Source organism: Dietzia sp. DQ12-76 (assembly GCF_014145045.1).
GTDB lineage: Bacteria > Actinomycetota > Actinomycetes > Mycobacteriales > Mycobacteriaceae > Dietzia.
The window spans coordinates 1-16,585 of sequence record NZ_JAALDV010000006.1 but is presented as its reverse complement, the minus strand read 5'-3'; the positions used below and the strand labels follow the sequence as shown (position 1 = coordinate 16,585).

15 protein-coding genes and 1 pseudogene are annotated in these 16,585 nt (G+C 69.9%); 12 read left to right on the top strand and 4 right to left on the bottom strand.

The genetic code is table 11. The features are described 5' to 3' along the window. Positions 1 to 283, bottom strand: a pseudogene (locus tag G6019_RS00240) (hypothetical protein); the annotation flags it as partial. A 174-nt stretch (positions 284 to 457) separates the two neighbouring features. Between G6019_RS00240 and G6019_RS00235 the strand changes: the two are divergent. The 5 genes from G6019_RS00235 (at position 458) to mshC (ending at position 4,772) form a co-directional block, all read left to right on the top strand. Further along, entirely contained in the window at positions 458 to 1,303 is an 846-nt protein-coding gene (locus G6019_RS00235) for an undecaprenyl-diphosphate phosphatase (RefSeq protein WP_228549168.1), read from the top strand. 40 nt (positions 1,304 to 1,343) lie between these two features. Beyond that, positions 1,344 to 2,051, top strand: coding sequence for a histidine phosphatase family protein (locus G6019_RS00230; RefSeq protein WP_107756460.1), 708 nt, complete (start codon positions 1,344 to 1,346; stop codon positions 2,049 to 2,051). A 76-nt stretch (positions 2,052 to 2,127) separates the two neighbouring features. Next, a complete protein-coding gene (locus G6019_RS00225) occupies positions 2,128 to 2,715 on the top strand; it encodes a DUF3090 domain-containing protein (protein ID WP_107756459.1) in 588 nt (195 codons plus the stop codon). Next, the gene (locus G6019_RS00220) at positions 2,712 to 3,494 is read left to right on the top strand and encodes an SCO1664 family protein (protein WP_107756458.1); all 783 of its coding nucleotides are present in this window, start codon (positions 2,712 to 2,714) and stop codon (positions 3,492 to 3,494) included. The genes G6019_RS00225 and G6019_RS00220 overlap by 4 nt, the downstream gene beginning before the upstream one ends. A 27-nt stretch (positions 3,495 to 3,521) precedes the next feature. After that, positions 3,522 to 4,772 carry a cysteine--1-D-myo-inosityl 2-amino-2-deoxy-alpha-D-glucopyranoside ligase gene (gene mshC, locus G6019_RS00215; protein WP_182612877.1) on the top strand — a complete coding sequence of 417 codons (1,251 nt, stop codon included), beginning with the start codon at positions 3,522 to 3,524 and terminating at the stop codon, positions 4,770 to 4,772. Between the two features lie 30 nt (positions 4,773 to 4,802). Here mshC and G6019_RS00210 read toward each other — a convergent pair whose 3' ends face one another. After that, positions 4,803 to 5,735 (bottom strand): PAC2 family protein, encoded by a 933-nt coding sequence (locus G6019_RS00210; protein ID WP_107756456.1) that lies wholly within the window; start codon positions 5,733 to 5,735, stop codon positions 4,803 to 4,805. Positions 5,736 to 5,784: 49 nt separating this feature from the next. Between G6019_RS00210 and metH the strand changes: the two genes are divergently transcribed. The 6 genes from metH to hisG all read left to right on the top strand — a co-directional run bounded on the left by metH (position 5,785) and on the right by hisG (position 13,931). After that, positions 5,785 to 9,345, top strand: coding sequence for a methionine synthase (gene metH, locus G6019_RS00205; protein ID WP_182612876.1), 3,561 nt, complete (start codon positions 5,785 to 5,787; stop codon positions 9,343 to 9,345). A gap of 64 nt (positions 9,346 to 9,409) precedes the next feature. Next, positions 9,410 to 11,359, top strand: a complete 1,950-nt coding sequence (locus G6019_RS00200; RefSeq protein ID WP_107756455.1) for a heavy metal translocating P-type ATPase — start codon at positions 9,410 to 9,412, stop codon at positions 11,357 to 11,359. 93 nt (positions 11,360 to 11,452) lie between these two features. Beyond that, positions 11,453 to 11,980: a hypothetical protein gene (locus G6019_RS00195; RefSeq protein WP_182626872.1), complete on the top strand. Its 528-nt coding sequence runs from the start codon at positions 11,453 to 11,455 to the stop codon at positions 11,978 to 11,980. 75 nt (positions 11,981 to 12,055) lie between these two features. Beyond that, positions 12,056 to 12,772, top strand: coding sequence for an HAD family hydrolase (locus G6019_RS00190; protein WP_107756453.1), 717 nt, complete (start codon positions 12,056 to 12,058; stop codon positions 12,770 to 12,772). Next, the gene (locus tag G6019_RS00185; RefSeq protein ID WP_017836748.1) at positions 12,769 to 13,032 is read left to right on the top strand and encodes a phosphoribosyl-ATP diphosphatase; all 264 of its coding nucleotides are present in this window, start codon (positions 12,769 to 12,771) and stop codon (positions 13,030 to 13,032) included. Before G6019_RS00190 ends, G6019_RS00185 begins: the two co-directional genes overlap by 4 nt. A 47-nt stretch (positions 13,033 to 13,079) precedes the next feature. Further along, positions 13,080 to 13,931 (top strand): ATP phosphoribosyltransferase, encoded by an 852-nt coding sequence (gene hisG, locus G6019_RS00180; RefSeq protein WP_182612874.1) that lies wholly within the window; start codon positions 13,080 to 13,082, stop codon positions 13,929 to 13,931. Positions 13,932 to 13,983: 52 nt separating this feature from the next. On the opposite strand, the gene G6019_RS00175 is transcribed toward hisG, so the two are convergent. Next, positions 13,984 to 14,751, bottom strand: coding sequence for a thioesterase family protein (locus G6019_RS00175; protein WP_182612873.1), 768 nt, complete (start codon positions 14,749 to 14,751; stop codon positions 13,984 to 13,986). Then, positions 14,748 to 15,659 carry a RecB family exonuclease gene (locus tag G6019_RS00170; protein ID WP_231750555.1) on the bottom strand — a complete coding sequence of 304 codons (912 nt, stop codon included), beginning with the start codon at positions 15,657 to 15,659 and terminating at the stop codon, positions 14,748 to 14,750. Before G6019_RS00170 ends, G6019_RS00175 begins: the two co-directional genes overlap by 4 nt. 57 nt (positions 15,660 to 15,716) lie before the next feature. Here G6019_RS00170 and G6019_RS00165 point away from each other — a divergent pair, with 57 nt between their 5' ends. Then, complete coding sequence (locus G6019_RS00165) at positions 15,717 to 16,556, top strand: tRNA (adenine-N1)-methyltransferase (protein ID WP_107756450.1); 840 nt, start codon at positions 15,717 to 15,719, stop codon at positions 16,554 to 16,556. The last annotated feature ends 29 nt before the right edge of the window (positions 16,557 to 16,585 follow it).

Below are 16,585 nucleotides of genomic sequence, written 5' to 3'. Positions count from 1 at the left end.
GGATGCCGTCCACCCGGGCGATCTCCAGGGCCGGTGGGCCGTCGACCTGTGCCAGCACCCGGTCGCCCACGGCGACAAGTGAGGACACGGATCCCGGCGCCGGGACGACCTCGCCACCCTCGGGGTCGGCGGCCGACGGCGCGGGGGCCGGGCTGGCGTTCCCCTGCTCGATCCCGGTGTAGTCCTCCAGTTGGCCGGTGGTCGACGCGCAACCGGCGAGCCCGACGACGAGGGAGATGACGGCGGCGGTGACCGCGGTGCGGCGGTGGGCACGAAGGGGCACGGTGTTCCTTTCGACGTGCCCACAGTGTCCCTCACGCGGGTCCTCAGTCTCCGTCCAGGTCCGGGCGACTACCCTCACGGCGGTGCGGGGACCACCCGCTCCCGTGCCCACGGTCCCCGACAGAAAGCAGCGCCCGTGAACCCGACGGTCCTGGCCGCCCCCGCCGCGGACGGCATGTCCTGGCTCCAGGTGGTCGTGCTCTCCGTGATCCAGGGGATCACGGAGTTCCTGCCGGTCTCGTCCTCCGGGCACCTTCGGATCTTCTCCACCTGGATGTTCGGGTCGGACGCGGGCGCCTCGTTCACGGCGGTCGTCCAGCTCGGCACGGAGGCGGCCGTTCTGGTGTTCTTCTTCAAGGACATCGTGCGGATCGTCGTCGCCTGGTTCCGGGGCGTGTTCGACGCCGGACACCGCGACGACCCGGACTACCGCCTCGGGTGGTACGTCATCATCGGGTCGATCCCCATCGCGGTGATCGGGTTCCTCGGCAAGGACCTCATCCGGGACGCGGCCCGGAATCTGTGGATCACGGCGATCGTCCTCATCGCGTTCTCGTTCGTGTTCCTGATCGCGGAGAAGGTCGGAAGGCAGGACCGCCCGGTCGACGGCCAGTCGCTCGAGGGTCTGAGGTTCAAGGACGCCGTGGTCATGGGCCTGGCCCAGTGCCTGGCCCTCATCCCCGGCGTCAGCCGGTCGGGCGGCACCATCTCCGCGGGCCTGTTCCTCAACATGTCCCGCGAAGCCGCCGCACGGTTCTCCTTCCTGCTGGCCATCCCGGCGGTGTTGGCCTCGGGACTGTTCAGCCTCCCCGACGCCTTCGAGCCGTCCGTGGGGCAGTCCGCCACCGGGATCCAGCTGGTCGTGGGATCGGTGATCGCGTTCGTGCTGGGATACATCGCCATCGCCTGGCTCCTACGCTTCGTCCAGAAGCACTCCCTGGCCTGGTTCGCCGGCTACCGCATCATCCTCGGTCTGGTCGTGATCGTCCTGCTGTCCACCGGCACGATCCCCGCGACCTGACCGCACCACGGATACGGCGCGGCCTCGGTAACCTGCCGTCATGACCGTCATCCTCCTGCGCCACGGCCGCTCCACCGCCAACACCGCCCTCACACTGGCCGGCCGTACCTCCGGGGTCGCGCTCGACGAGACGGGCCGCACGCAGGCGCAGGACCTCTGTCGACGCCTGGCGGGGCTGCCCGTCGAAGCGGTCGTCCGGTCGCCGCTCATGCGCTGCCGGGAGACGGTCGAGCCGTTGGCCGCCGCGTTCGGGGTGGAGCCGGTCGTGGACGAGGGCCTGGTCGAGGTCGACTACGGGTCGTGGACCGGACGGGCCCTGAGCGAGCTCGCGTCGGAACACATGTGGTCGGTGGTGCAGCAGCATCCTTCCTCGGCCGTCTTCCCGGAGGGCGAATCCCTCGCGGAGATGGCCACCCGCGCGGTCTCTGCCGTCCGGGCACATGACCGACGCCTGGCGGAGGACGCGGGCCGCGACGTCCTCTGGGTGGCGTGCAGCCACGGGGACGTGATCAAGTCGGTGATCGCCGACGCGTACGGAATGCACCTCGACCACTTCCAGCGCATAGTGGTCGAACCGGGATCGGTGTCGGTGGTGCGCTACACACCTCACCGGCCGTTCGTCCTCCGGGTCAACGACACCGGCGGGGACCTGGCGAGTCTCCGGGGGGAACCCGCCGGACACGTGGGCCGGGCCACCGCGGGCGACGCCAGCTCGGACGCGGTGCCGGGCGGGAACGTACCCTTGTGAACCGCACCTCCGCCCAGGACCGCCCGGCACCACCCGGCAGTACACTTCACAGCACAGCACCGAGGAGACGACCGGCATGAGCAGGGAAGTCCACGAGTTCCGCGACCCGGCGAGGTTCGTGGTGGGCACGATCGGCCAGCCCGGCGAGCGCGTGTTCTTCGTGCAGGCCACGGGTGGAGGCCGGACCGTCTCCGTCCGGTGCGAGAAGCAGCAGGCCCAGATCCTCTCCGAGCGGATGGGCGACCTCCTCGACGAGATCGCCGCGAAGTCCGATGTCCCCGTCCCCCCGGCCGCGGGCGTCGTGGACGATCTCGCGCCACTGGAGATGCCCGTCGACGCGGAGTTCCAGGTGGGGACGATGGGCCTGGGCTGGGACGGGGAGAAGAGCCAGATCGTCGTGGAGTTGCTCGCGGCGGACCCCGCCGCCACCGACGAGTCGGTCGTCCTCTCGGATGCCGAGGACGCCCCCGACGCGCTCCGCGTGTTCCTGACCCCGCAACGGGCACGGCAGTTCGTCCTGCGCAGCGAGAAGGTGGTCTCCGCCGGCCGTGCCCCGTGCCCGCTGTGCGGGGAGCCGATCGACACGACGGGACACTTGTGCATCCGCCTCAACGGGTACCTCCCTCGTTCCGGTGAGGCGCTCGCCGACCTCGTCGATCCGTGACCGCCCGCCCGCCGGGCCCCGAACTCACCGTTCTGCACCGGATCCCCTCGGGCAGCAACGCGGTGTACCGCTGCGTGGACACACTGGGTGAACACTGGGTCTACAAGCCCTCGGCGGGAGAGCGCCCCCTCACGGATTTCCCCGACGGCAGCCTGGCGGCCCGGGAGATCGCGGCGTACACGGTGTCCGTCGCGCTGGGGTGGGACCTGGTGCCGGAGACGGTGGGGGCGCACGGCCCGGGCGGCCCGGGGATGGCGCAACGGTGGGTCGACGAGATCGACCGGACCGAGACTCCCGGCCACGACCCGGTCGACGTGCATTCCGTCGACGCCCTGCCTCCCGGCCGCGTGGCGGTGCTGCGTGGCCAGGGTTCGGGAGGACAGGAGGTGGTGGTGGCGCACGCTCTCGACGACCGACTCCGCCGCATCGCGCTGTTCGATCTCGTCGTCAACAACGCCGACCGCAAAGGCGGTCACGTCCTGGTCGACACCTCCGGTCAGATCTGGGCGATCGACCACGGCCTGTCCTTCCACACCGAGGACAAACTGCGCACCGTCCTGTGGGGGTGGGCGGGCCAGCCCCTGCCACCGGAGGATCTCGAGGCCCTCGAGACGGTGCGCGACGGCCTGGCCGGGGACGGCCCCCTGGCGGGCGCTCTGAGAGACCTGCTCGCACCCGGCGAGGTCCGCGCGCTGGAGGAGCGGGTCGCCGCGCTGGTGGAGGGGGAGGTGTTCCCCGCGCCGGGGCCGGGGTACCCGTTACCCTGGCCGCTCTTCTGATATCCCGCGGTATCTAGACTCGGCCGCATGCACTCGTGGCCCCCGCCCGTCGTCCCCGCCGTACCCGGCGACGGCGCCCCGCTGAAACTGTTCGACACCGCGAGTGGCGGGATCCGCGAGGTGTCCGCCGGGCCCGTCGCGGGGATGTACGTCTGTGGCATCACCCCCTACGACACCACCCACCTCGGTCACGCCGCGACGTACCTGACCTTCGACCTGGTGTACCGGCTCCTCCTGGACGCCGGGCACGAGGTGCACTATGTCCAGAACACCACGGACGTCGACGACCCGCTGTTCGAGCGCGCCGAGCGCGACGGCGTGGACTGGAGGGAACTCGGCGATCGCGAGACCGACCTCTTCCGCGCCGACATGCAGGCACTCCGTGTGCTCCCCCCACGCGACTACGTGGCCGCCACGGAGACCGTGGGCGAGGTCGTGGAGATGGTCGCCGAACTCGTCGACGGCGGCCACGCCTACACGATCGACCCGGGGGTCGACGGCTACCCCGACGTCTACTACCGCCACCGGTCCACCCCGGCGTTCGGGTACGAGTCGGGGTATGACGCGGCGCAGATGGCCGACGCCTTCGCCGAGCGCGGCGGGGACCCCGACCGTCCCGGGAAGGAGCACCCGCTGGACGCGCTGCTGTGGCGGGTGGCACGGCCCGGGGAGCCGTCCTGGCCCTCACCCTGGGGAGCGGGCAGGCCGGGCTGGCACATCGAGTGTTCTGCCATCGCACGCAACAGGCTGGGAATGGAGTTCGACATCCAGGGCGGGGGAAGCGATCTCGCGTTCCCACACCACGAGTTCTCCGCAGCCCACGCGGAGGCCGCGACCGGCCGCTCACCGTTCGCGCGCTTCTACGTGCACGCGGCGATGATCGGCCTCGACGGGGTCAAGATGAGCAAGTCGCTGGGCAATCTCGTGCGGGTCAGGACTCTGCGCGACCAGGGGGTGGACCCGGCGGTGATCCGGCTCGCACTGGCCGCCGGGCACTACCGGACGGACCGGTCATGGTCGGAGGAGCTGCTCGCGGAGGCCCGCTCCCGGTGGGAGAGGTGGTTCCGTGCGATCGCTCGGGAAGCGGGCGCCGACTCGGCCGCGACCATCGCCACGGTGCGCGACCGGCTCGCCGACGACCTCGACACCCCTGGCGCCCTGGCCGCGGTCGACGACTGGGCGGAGGCGACCCTGGCCGGCGACGAGTCGGACCCGTCCGCCGGATCCTCCGTCGCGATCGCCCTCGACGCCCTGCTCGGCCTCGCCCCCGCCACCTGACGGCCGTCCCGGGGCCGCTCCAGCCGAACATCACACCTGGCCGGTGTCGGGCTCGTCCCGGTCTCCTCTCAGGAAGCGCTCGAACTCGGCGGCGATCGAGTCGCCGTCGACCAGCGGCATCGTCTCACCGTCGGCGACCCGCCCACGGTCGGGCTCGGGATCCACCCCCGCGCCGACCCCGTTCTCCTCGTCCATCCGGTCCTCGAGGGACTGGATGTAGTCGCGCAGGTCCTCGTCCTCGCCGGCCGCGGCGTCGACCTTCGCCACCCACGTGCGGGACTGCACCCGCAACGCATCCATCGGGACGGCCACCCCGAGAGTGCCCGCAAGCCAGGACAGGACGGCCTCGGTGCCGCGCGGGTTGGGTGGGGCGGCCACGTAGTGCGGGACACCCGCCCACAGGCTCACCGTCGGGACACCGGCCTCGGTGAGGAGCTGCTGGAGGACACCGGTCATCCCGGTGGGTCCCTCGTAGTCGGACGCCCGCACTCCCATGTCGGCGATCCGTTGGCGGTTGAACGCCGTCCCGGTGAGGGGAACCGGGCGGGTGTGGGGGACATCGGCCAGGTAGGCACCCAGCAACACCACCTCGGTGACCGCCAGCGTGTCGACGAGGTCCACGAACTCGGAGGCGAACCGGCGCCACTTCAGGCCGGGTTCGGGACCGCGGACCAGCAGGACGTCGTGGTCGACCCCGTCCGGTCGGCACACGGACACCAGGATCTGCGGCCACTCGACCGACCTCGACACCCCCTGTGAGTGCCGGACCGTCGGTCTCTGGTCGAGGTAGTCGAAGAACTCGTCGCCACCGATCTCAGCGATCTGCCGCGCCTCCCACGTCAGGGCGAGGTGCTCGACCGTGCCGGTGGCCACGTCGGCGGCGTCGTTCCAGCCCTCGAAGGCCACGATCATGACGGGGCTCTCGAGATCGAGAGGCCCGTCGGGGGTCCATTCGACAGTCATCCGTACAGCCTACGGACGGCGACTTCCGGGGCACCCATACACTGGGGCCATGTCTGCCGATTTCGATTCGCCCCTGTTGGACGCCGCCCGTCGGCGAGTGCTGATCAGCGACGGGGCGATGGGCACGATGCTGCAGGCCGTCGACCTCGACGTCGATGCGGACTTCCTCGGCCTGGAGGGGTGCAACGAGATCCTCAACGCCACCCGACCCGACGTCGTGGCGGACATCCACCGCGCGTTCTTCGAGGCCGGCGCGGATCTGGTCGAGACCAACACCTTCGGGTGCAACCTGTCCAACCTCGGGGACTACGACATCGTCGACCGCATCGGCGAGTTGGCCGAGAAGGGTGCGGCGATCGCCCGGAGCGTCGCCGACGAGATGGGTCCGTCCGAGGACGGGACCCCCCGGATGGTGCTGGGTTCCCTCGGGCCAGGGACCAAGTTGCCCTCGCTCGGGCAGAGCACGTTCGAGGAGATGCGGGAGGCCTACACCCGCGCGGCGGAGGGGCTGGCGCGGGGCGGGGCGGACGCGTTCCTGGTGGAGACCAGCCAGGACCTGCTCCAGGTCAAGGCAGCCGTGCTCGGGTGCCAGGACGGGATGGCGGCCGCGGGGCGCCGGTTGCCGATCATCACACACGTGACCATCGAGACCACCGGGACCATGCTCCTGGGCTCCGACATCGGAGCAGCTCTGACCGCTCTCGAACCGCTCGGGATCGACATGATCGGCCTCAACTGCGCCACCGGACCGGCCGAGATGATCGAGCACCTGCGCTACCTCACCCAGCACGCCGGTGTCCCCGTCTCGGTGATGCCCAACGCCGGCCTCCCCGAACTGGGTGAACACGGCGCCGTCTACCCACTCGGCGCCGAGGCGTTCGGCCCCCAGGTGGCCGACTTCGTCTCCGAGTTCGGGCTGTCGATGGTCGGTGGCTGCTGCGGCACCACCCCCGAGCACATCACGCGGCTGAGGGACGAGGTGAGGTCGCGGTCGAAGGCCGAACGGCGGGTCGAACCCGTCAACGCCGTCGCCTCCCTCTACACCTCGACCCCCCTGCGGGCCGACGCCGGCATCCTCATGATCGGCGAGCGCACCAACGCCAACGGGTCGAAGCGGTTCCGGGAGGCGATGCTCGCCGCCGACTGGGACACCTGCATGGACATCGCCAAGGAGCAGATGCGTGACGGGGCGCAGATGATCGACCTCTGCGTGGACTACGTGGGCAGGGACGGGTCGGGGGACATGGCCGAGCTGGCCGGGCGTCTGGCGACCTCGTCCACCCTGCCGATCATGCTCGACTCGACCGAGCCCGAGGTCATCCGGACCGGCCTGGAGCACCTGGGGGGACGGTGCACGGTCAACTCGGTCAACTACGAGGACGGGGCCGGCCCGGAGTCGCGCTTCCAGAAGATCATGGAACTGGTCTCGCGCCACGGCGCCGCGGTGGTCGGGCTGGCCATCGACGAGGAGGGCCAGGCACGCACCGCCGACCGCAAGGTCGCGATCGCGGAGCGGATCATCACCGATCTCACCGAGAACTGGGGGATCGCCGAGGACGACATCATCATCGACTGCCTCACCTTCCCCATCTCCACCGGTCAGGAGGAGGTCAGGCGGGACGGGATCGAGACCATCGAGGCGATCCGCAGACTCACCGAATCGCACCCCAGGATCCATACCACCCTGGGCCTGTCCAACATCTCGTTCGGCCTCAACCCCGCCGCGCGACAGGTTCTCAACTCCGTGTTCCTGCACGAGTGCATCCAGGTCGGTCTGGACAGTGCGATCGCGCACAGCTCCAAGATCCTGCCCATGAGCAAGATCGACGAGCGTCAACGTGAGGTCGCGCTGGACCTCGTCTACGACCGCCGCAAGGAGGGGTACGACCCCCTCCAGGTCTTCATGGAGCTGTTCGACGGTGTGTCGACGGCCAGCACCAAGGACGCCAGGGCGGCCGAACTCGCCGCGATGCCGCTCATGGATCGGCTGTCCGCGCGGATCGTCGACGGGGAACGCAAGGGCCTCGAGGCCGACCTCGACGCGGCGATGGAGGAGATCCCCCCGCTCGAGATCATCAACACCCACCTGCTCAGCGGCATGAAGACGGTAGGCGAGCTGTTCGGCTCCGGCCAGATGCAACTGCCGTTCGTCCTGCAGTCGGCCGAGACCATGAAGACCGCGGTCGCGCATCTGGAACCCCACATGGAGGCCAGCGACGAGGACGGCAAGGGTCGTATCGTCCTGGCGACGGTCAAGGGCGATGTCCACGACATCGGCAAGAACCTGGTGGACATCATCCTGTCCAACAACGGGTACGACGTGGTGAACATCGGAATCAAGCAGCCGATCGCCGACATCATCTCGGCGGCCCGGGAGCACAAGGCCGACGTGATCGGCATGTCCGGTCTCCTGGTGAAGTCGACCGTGGTGATGAAGGACAACCTCGCGGAACTCAACTCGGAGGGCATCGCCGGCGACTACCCCGTTCTCCTGGGTGGTGCGGCCCTCACGCGTGCCTACGTCGAGGTGGACCTCGCCGGGATGTACGAGGGTGAGGTGTTCTACGCCCGGGACGCCTTCGAGGGACTGCGCCTCATGGACGAGGTCATGACGGCCAAGCGGACCGGCGTCCCCATGGCGGAGTCCTCGGACGCGTCGGCCAAGGCCGCGGAACGGCGCGAGCGGAGGGCCCGAAGCGAGCGGATCGCCGCCAAGAGGGCCGCCGAGGCCGAGCCCGTCGTGGTCCCGGAGCGTTCGGACGTCGCGGCGGACCAGCCCATCGCCACCCCGCCCTTCTGGGGGACGCGCATCGCCAAGGGGATCCCGGTGGCCGACTATGTCGGGCACCTCGACGAGCGCGCCCTGTTCTTCGGGCAGTGGGGACTCCGCGGCACCCGCAGCGGGGACGGCCCCGACTATGACGAGTTGGTCGCCACCGAGGGACGACCACGCATGCGGTCATGGATCGACCGGCTCACCACCGAGCGGATCCTGGCCCACTCCGCCGTGGTGTACGGGTACTTCCCGGCCTACTCGGAGGGCCAGGACATCTGTGTCCTGGCCGAGCCGCGCCCGGACGCCGAGGTGTTGCACCGGATCTCCTTCCCCCGCCAACAGCGGGGCCGGTTCCTGAGCATCCCGGACTTCCTCGCCTCCAGGGAGCGCTGTGAGGCCGAGGGGACCGTCGACGTGCTGCCCTTCCAGCTCGTCACCATGGGGACGCCGATCGCGGACTTCGCCAATGAGCTGTTCGCTGCGGACAACTACCGCGACTACCTCGAGGTCCACGGTTTGTCGGTCCAGCTCACCGAGGCGCTGGCCGAGTTCTGGCACCGGCGGGTGCGCGACGAACTCCGCCTGCCCGAGGGCGCCGTCTCCGACGAGGACCCCGACACCATCCACGACTACTTCGACCTCAAGTACCGGGGAGCCCGCTACAGCTTCGGCTATGGCGCCTGCCCCGACCTGGAGTCGCGCCGGGTCGTGGTGGACCTGCTCGAGCCGGAGCGCATCGGTGTCGAACTCTCGGAGGAGTTGCAGCTCCACCCCGAACAGTCGACGGACGCGTTCGTGCTCTACCACCCGGAGGCGAAGTACTTCAACGTGTGACCCGGGCGCCCAGGGTAGCCTCTCCTGGCTGGTGGGGGCTTCCCTGCCGGGTGATGATGAGTGGATGGACTGGGGGCGGGGCGGGGCGCTGCGGACGTTCGTTGGCTCTCGACAGGGCGTCCTCGCCCTGACCACCGTCCTGGCGATCGTGATCCATCTTCTCTCGCGTGCGCTCACCGACCCCGACGTCTCCGACATCACGGAGTGGGTGATCCGCGCGCCGCTGGTCGCCGTGGTGGTGGTCGGCGGGATCCCCCTCATCATCGGGGTCGTCCGCTCGGCGGTGAAGAGTGCCGGGGGAGCGGACATGCTCGCCGCGGTGTCGATCGTCACCGCGGTCCTGCTCTCCGAGTGGCTGGTGGCCGCGATCATCGTCCTCATGCTGTCCGGGGGAGAGGCGCTCGAGGCCGCGGCGTCCCGCAGGGCATCGGCGACTCTCGACGCCCTCGCCCGACGGAGCCCGACGATCGCGCACCGCCTCCGCGGGGACACGGCGACCGAGGGCATCGACGACCTCCCTGCCGATGACGTGCTGGTCGGTGACCTTCTGCTCGTCCTGCCCCACGAACTGTGCCCCGTCGACGGCGAGGTGGCGGAGGGCAGAGGCGCGATGGACGAGTCGTACCTCACCGGCGAGCCGTACGTCGTCCCCAAGACACCAGGGGCGCAGGTGCTCTCCGGCGCTATCAACGGCGAATCACCACTGACCGTCCGCGCCCACCGGGTGGCGGCGGATTCCCGTTATGCGCAGATCGTCGGCGTGCTGCGGGAGGCGGAGGAGAACCGGCCCCCGATGCGTCGTCTCGCCGATCGCCTCGGCGCCTGGTACACGCTGATCGCGCTGGCGCTGGGCATCCTCGGCTGGGCGTTCTCCGGAGATCCGACCCGTTTCCTCGCGGTGGTCGTGGTTGCGACCCCGTGCCCGCTCCTCATCGGCGTCCCCGTCGCGATCATCGGTTCCATCTCGCTGGCCGCCAAGCGGGGCATCATCATCCGGAATCCGGCGATGCTCGAGAACGTCGGACGCGTCGAGACGATGATGTTCGACAAGACCGGCACGCTGACCTATGGGCGTCCGGTCCTCACGGAGATCGTCGCGAGGCCCGGGATGGATCCCGACGAGGTGCTCGCCGCGGCGGCGGCGATCGAGGCGTACTCCCGCCACCCGCTCGCCAGAGCCGTCATCGACGCGGCAGCCGAACGGAACCTCGGGACCCAGGCCACCACCTCCGTCGCGGAGAGGCCCGGCGCCGGACTGGTCGGCGAGGTGGGTGGACGCGTGGTCCGCCTGACCAACCGTCGCGGGCTCGCCGAGGTCGATCCGGGCGCGTCCAGCCTGCTCCCGGGATCCGAGACGGGGATGGAGGCGGTCGTCCTCGTCGACGACCGGTACGCCGCGGTCCTCCGATTCCGTGACGAACCGCGGGCAACCGCGGCTGACTTCATCGCGCATCTCCCGCGCGCACACGGAGTCACACGGATGATGATCATCTCCGGTGACCGTGAGGCCGAGGTCCGCCGGTTGGCGGACCGGGTGGGTATCACCGAGGTCTACGGCGGGGTCACTCCCGAGGGGAAACTCGCGATCGTCCGCGAGCGCACGTCGGCGGGTCCCACCCTGTACCTCGGCGACGGGATCAACGACGCGCCCGCTATGACGGCCGCCTCGGCCGGGGTCGCCTTCGGTTCCACGTCCGACGTGACCGCCGAGGCCGCCGACGCCGTGGTGCTGGACTCCTCTCTGGAGCGACTCGACGACCTCCTCCATATAGGGGCGCGTATGCGTCGGATCGCTCTGCAGTCGGCGTTGGGTGGGATGGCCGCCTCCGTGATCGGGATGCTTCTCGCGGTCTTCGGCCTCCTCAGCCCTCTCGCCGGGGCGATCGCACAGGAGGTCATCGACGTCCTCGCGATCCTCAACTCGGCACGCGTCGTGATCGCACCGCACAAGCTCAGCGACTTCGACGTACGGCCGACCGAACCACTGGAGGCACGGACCGCCCGGCGACGGTGACGCGACTAACATCCTGCCCGCCCGCACCGATAACCCGGTAAGGCCGTGTGCCCCGGGGACCGCCCGAGAGCCGTAGTCGTCGAGGAGACTGTCATGAGTATCATCCGTCGGTCAGTTGCGCTCACCTGTGCGGCGACCCTGCTCGCCGGGGGAGGGGCGGCGATCGGATCCCCTGTGGCGTCAGCGCAGGTATGGCGCGAGTCGCCCGCCTGGGATGTCCGTATGCCGTACCCGCTGGGCGGTGAGCACACCATTCGCTTCGGCGCCTTCACCACCTGCAGGCTGGGCGGCGACGAGCGTTTCCACCAGGCGCTGAGCGCGAACGCCAGGGACCTCGACCAGCCCGTCGGCTCGTTCGACTTCTCGGCCACCCTGCTGCCGTTCAACTCGGCGACGGTGGAGTGGCACAACATCGATACCGATACCAGGGGGGTGCACACCGTCCAGTCGACCGGACCCGAAGTCGGCATCGGCGGTGTGTTCACCGGCCACGGGCGGTTGGCGGTCACCATCACCACCAGCAAGTCCGCCTTACCGACCTTCGCCCCCGGGTCGGTCGTACCGTTCGCCTCCGCCACCCATACCGAGCGCTTCCTCGTCCCGGCAGGCACCTGCCACTGAGCGGCGGTCGGCGGGGAGGCCAACGGGACCGGTCACGGTACCCCCGGTCTCCCCATGTCGGGTAGACAGTAGGCCGTGACCAGCATTTCGCCCGATCAGGTCCCCGCCGCCGTGTGTCTCGACATGGACGGCACTCTCGTCGACACCGAGCGACTGTGGGACATCGCCGTCTACGAGCTCGCGGAGTACCTGGGACGACCGCTCGACGAGGCGACCCGCGAACGGACGCTGGGGAACTCGCTCCCGGGATTCTTCGCGATCCTCGGCGAGTACACGGGGCGGACCATCGAGGGGGCCGAGTTCGATCGACTGGCCCGCAGGCTGAACTCGCGGGTCACCGAGCTCATGCGGTCCGATATGCGGTGGCGGCCGGGCGCCGAGGAACTGCTGGATGACCTCGCGTCGACGAACGCCCCGGTGGCCCTGGTGACCAACACAACCGCGGATGTCGCCACGGTTCCGCTGGAGTTCATCGACCGTTCGCGATTCGATGTGGTGGTGACGGGGTGCATGGTGGTCGACCCCAAGCCGGCTCCCGACCCCTATCTGCTGGCCTGCTCGCGGCTCGGGGTCCAGGCGACGGCCGCCGTGGCGGTCGAGGACTCGGTCACCGGGGCCACCGCCGCGGTCACCGCGGGGTGCCGGGTCCTCTATGTTCCGTCCACCGACGGACAGCCGGACGTGGCCGGGGCACACACCCACCCGAGCCTGGCCGGCGTGACCGCGTCCGGTCTCGCCGCCCTCACCTCGGGAACGCCACTGGGCGTGGCTGTGGGAGAATCGGGCGCGTGAAGACCTTCGACTCCCTGTTCGCCGAGCTGTCCGAGCGCATCGCCGCGCGTCCCGAGGACTCCGGCACCGTCGCAGCCTTCGACAAGGGCGTGCACCATCTGGGCAAGAAGGTCAACGAAGAGGCGGGCGAGGTGTGGATCGCGGCCGAGTACCAGTCGGACGAGGAACTGGCCGAGGAGATCTCGCAGCTCCTCTACTGGACCCAGGTCATGATGCTCAAGCGCGGACTCGGTCTCGAGGACGTCTACCGGCATCTCTAGCCGCCACCGCAGTCACCCCGCCCGCACCGAGTCCTGGAGCCACCACCATGCTGCGTGTCGCAGTGCCCAACAAGGGCGCCCTGTCCGAGTCCGCCTCCGAGATGCTGTCCGAGGCGGGGTACCGCCGACGTACTGAGGGCAGCAAGGATCTCACGCTGATCGACCGTGAGAACGATGTCGAGTTCTTCTTCCTGCGGCCCAAGGACATCGCCGTCTACGTGGGTTCCGGCCGCCTCGAGCTGGGGATCACCGGCAGGGACCTGAGTATGGACTCGATGGCGGCGGTGGACGAGCTCCTCGATCTGGGATTCGGACACTCCACCTTCCGGTACGCCGGCCCGGCGGGCAGCGGGTGGACCTCGGACCGCCTGGCGGGGGCCCGCATCGCGACGTCGTACCCCAACATCGTCCGGCAGGACCTCGAGAGGCGGGGGATCGATGCCGAGGTCATCCGACTCGACGGCGCGGTGGAGATCTCCATCCAGCTCGGGGTGGCCGACTGCATCGCCGACGTGGTGGGTTCCGGTCGCACTCTCAAGGTGCACGGTCTGGAGGCGTTCGGGGAGGTCCTGTGCGACTCGATGGGGGTGCTGATCTCGCGTACGGGCGAGGCGATCACTCCCGCGATGGCCCAGCTGAGGGCGCGTCTCCAGGGCGTCGTCTTCGCCCAGCAGTACATGATGCTGGACTACGACTGCCCCAGGGAGATCCTCGACTCGGTCTCGGCGATCACCCCGGGGATCGAGTCCCCCACGGTCTCCCCGATGGCCGATCCGGCATGGGTGGCGGTCCGGTCGATGGTCCCGCGCAAGAAGGTCAACTCGATCATGGACGAGCTCGTCGCCGCCGGCGCCAAAGCCGTCATCGCCACGGACATCCGGTCCTGCCGCATGGGGTGAGCCCGCCAGTCCTACCCGCCCGTGCGGCTCGCTCGGTTCCGATCAGTCCCGCTCAGACCCGTTCCACCAGGAGAGCCTGAAGCGTGTGCCCGATCGCGCCCACCTCGTCGTAGAGGGTGCCGGAGGTGGCCCCGACGCCGTCGGGGCCGATCGAGGCGTCCGCGGTGACCCCGATCCACTCGCCGACGGGACGCCGGTGCAGATGGGTGACCAGGTCCGTGTTGAGGAACCGCCATTCGTCGGGTTCGAGAACGGCCCCGACACCGTTCGCGATGTCGGCCACCGCCATGACCCGCTCCACGGGCGTCATCTCCTCACCGGAGACCAGAGGGAGAGTGGGACGGGCCCAGACGACCCCGTCCTTCGCACCGCGGATCTCCAGCGAGTCGATGTAGCCACTGGTCCACCGGTCGAAGAATTCACTGTCGTGATCCACCTCCGGGAGCTCGCGCGGGCGGTCTGCCGTCTGCTCGACCACGGCGGTGTCGCCGACGGACATCCGCCAGGCGCTCGCTCTGGCGACGATCCGTCCCCCCGCCTCGAGTTCCGCCTCGAGCAGTTGGATCCGGCGACCGGGACGGACGATGCGGGCCCGGGTGCGGACCTCGCCCAGCGGCACGGGCCCGAGCAGGTCCACGGTGACGCGAGCGATCCTGGTCGACTCCGCCCGTTCGAGACGATCCATCGCGCGGGTGAGCACGGCCGAGGGCGGGGATCCGTGCTGCAGGTCCGGACCCCAGGCGCTCACCGTGTGCGGGGTCGCCCGGAAGACCTCCCAGCCGTCATCAGTGCCCAACGGCTCGAAGTAGGCCTCCGTCATGATGTGCTCCTCGGTCCGGCGTGCCCCGCTGCGGGGTTCGTGACCTCGAGAGGTATCACGCGACGCCCCGGCCAGCCCGGGTACTCGGGCGGGGTCCCCCCGTACGCCGGGCACAACGCCTGATGATTGCACCAGTCGCACAGCCGGGAGGTACGTGGGGGGAAGATCCCGGTCTCACCCGCCCGCTCGATCTCCGCCCACAGCGAGTCGAGCTGGGACTCCGTCTCGGTGAGCGCCGCGAGATCGGGGGTCAGGGTGAGCCAGCTGCCGTTCCTGAGGTAGATCAACTTGAGCTGCGCGGGCACCACACCGTGGGTGCGCTGGTACATCAGGGCGTAGAACCGCATCTGGAACATCGCCTGGTCCTGATAGCGCGGACGGGGCGGTTTGCCTGTCTTGTAGTCGACCACCCTGACCTCGCCGGTCGGCGCCACGTCCACCCTGTCCAGGTAGCCGTGGAGCGGGGTACCGGACGCGGTCGAGGTGACGAGATACTGCTCACACGCCGCGGGGGAGAAGCGCCGGGGATCCTCGATCCCGTAGAGCGCGGATACCAGGGCGGCGACCTCCGTCTGGAACTCCGCCCTCCCGCTGAGCGGCACCACCTCGGCGCCCCCGCCCTCGTAGAAGAGTTCCACCGCGGTGGGCACGAGTTCCGCAGCGCGTTCCGGGGCGCGCTCGGACTGCTCCAGTGCGTACAGGTCCTCGAGCACCGAGTGCACGACGGTGCCCAGGACCTGGGCGCGGGTCTTCGGTTCCGGGATCCTGTCGATCGCCTTGAGCCGGTAGAGCAGGGGGCACTGCCTGAAGTCGGCGGCACGCGACGCCGACAACGCCAGGGGCCTGCGCTCCGGCGGGGGCACGCCATCCGGAGCACCGCCGCGTCCGATTTCCAGGGGATCCGTCACACCTGGCAGGGTAGACAACCGGTCGGACAACCGGCCGCCGTCCCCTGGAGGTCCACCGTGCAGCGATCCGGCCCGTTCGTCGTCGGCGACCGCGTCCAGCTCACCGATACCAAGGGACGCAAGTACACCGTCGTCCTGGCCGCGGGAGCGGAGTTCTTCACCCACCACGGCGCGGTCCGGCACGACGATCTGATCGGAGCAGCCGAGGGGTCGATCGTCAGGTCCTCCGGGGACGCCGACTACCTCGCGCTGCGCCCGCTTCTCACCGACTACGTCCTGTCGATGCCGCGCGGGGCCCAGGTGATCTACCCCAAGGACGCCGCACAGATCGTCCACGAGGGCGATGTGTTCCCCGGCGCACGTGTGCTCGAGGCCGGGGCGGGTTCCGGTGCCCTGACCTGTTCACTGCTGCGCGCGGTGGGCCCCGGGGGCCGGGTCCTGTCGTACGAGATCCGCGAGGACCACGCCGAGCACGCCGAACGCAACGTCCGGACCTTCTACGGCGAGCACCCCGAGAACTGGGACCTGCGTGTCGCCGATCTCGCGGAGGCCTCCGTGGAGGCACTCGGTGGACAGGTCGACCGCGTGGTGTTGGACATGCTCGCCCCCTGGGACTGCCTGCCCACGGTGCGCGACGTCCTGGTCCCCGGGGGTGTCCTCGTGGTCTACGTGGCCACCACCACCCAGATGTCCGACGTCGTGGAGGCCCTGCGTCGCCAGGAGTGCTGGACGGAGCCGCGGGCGTGGGAGTCGATCAACCGGGGCTGGCACGTCGTGGGCCTGGCGGTCCGACCCGAGCACCGCATCCAGGGCCACACCGCGTTCCTGGTCACCGCCCGTCGCCTCGCCGAGGGCGTGACCACCCTCAAGCCCAGGCGCCGGGCCGGCAAGCACTGACCCCCGGACCCGCGGCGCGAACCGACCCG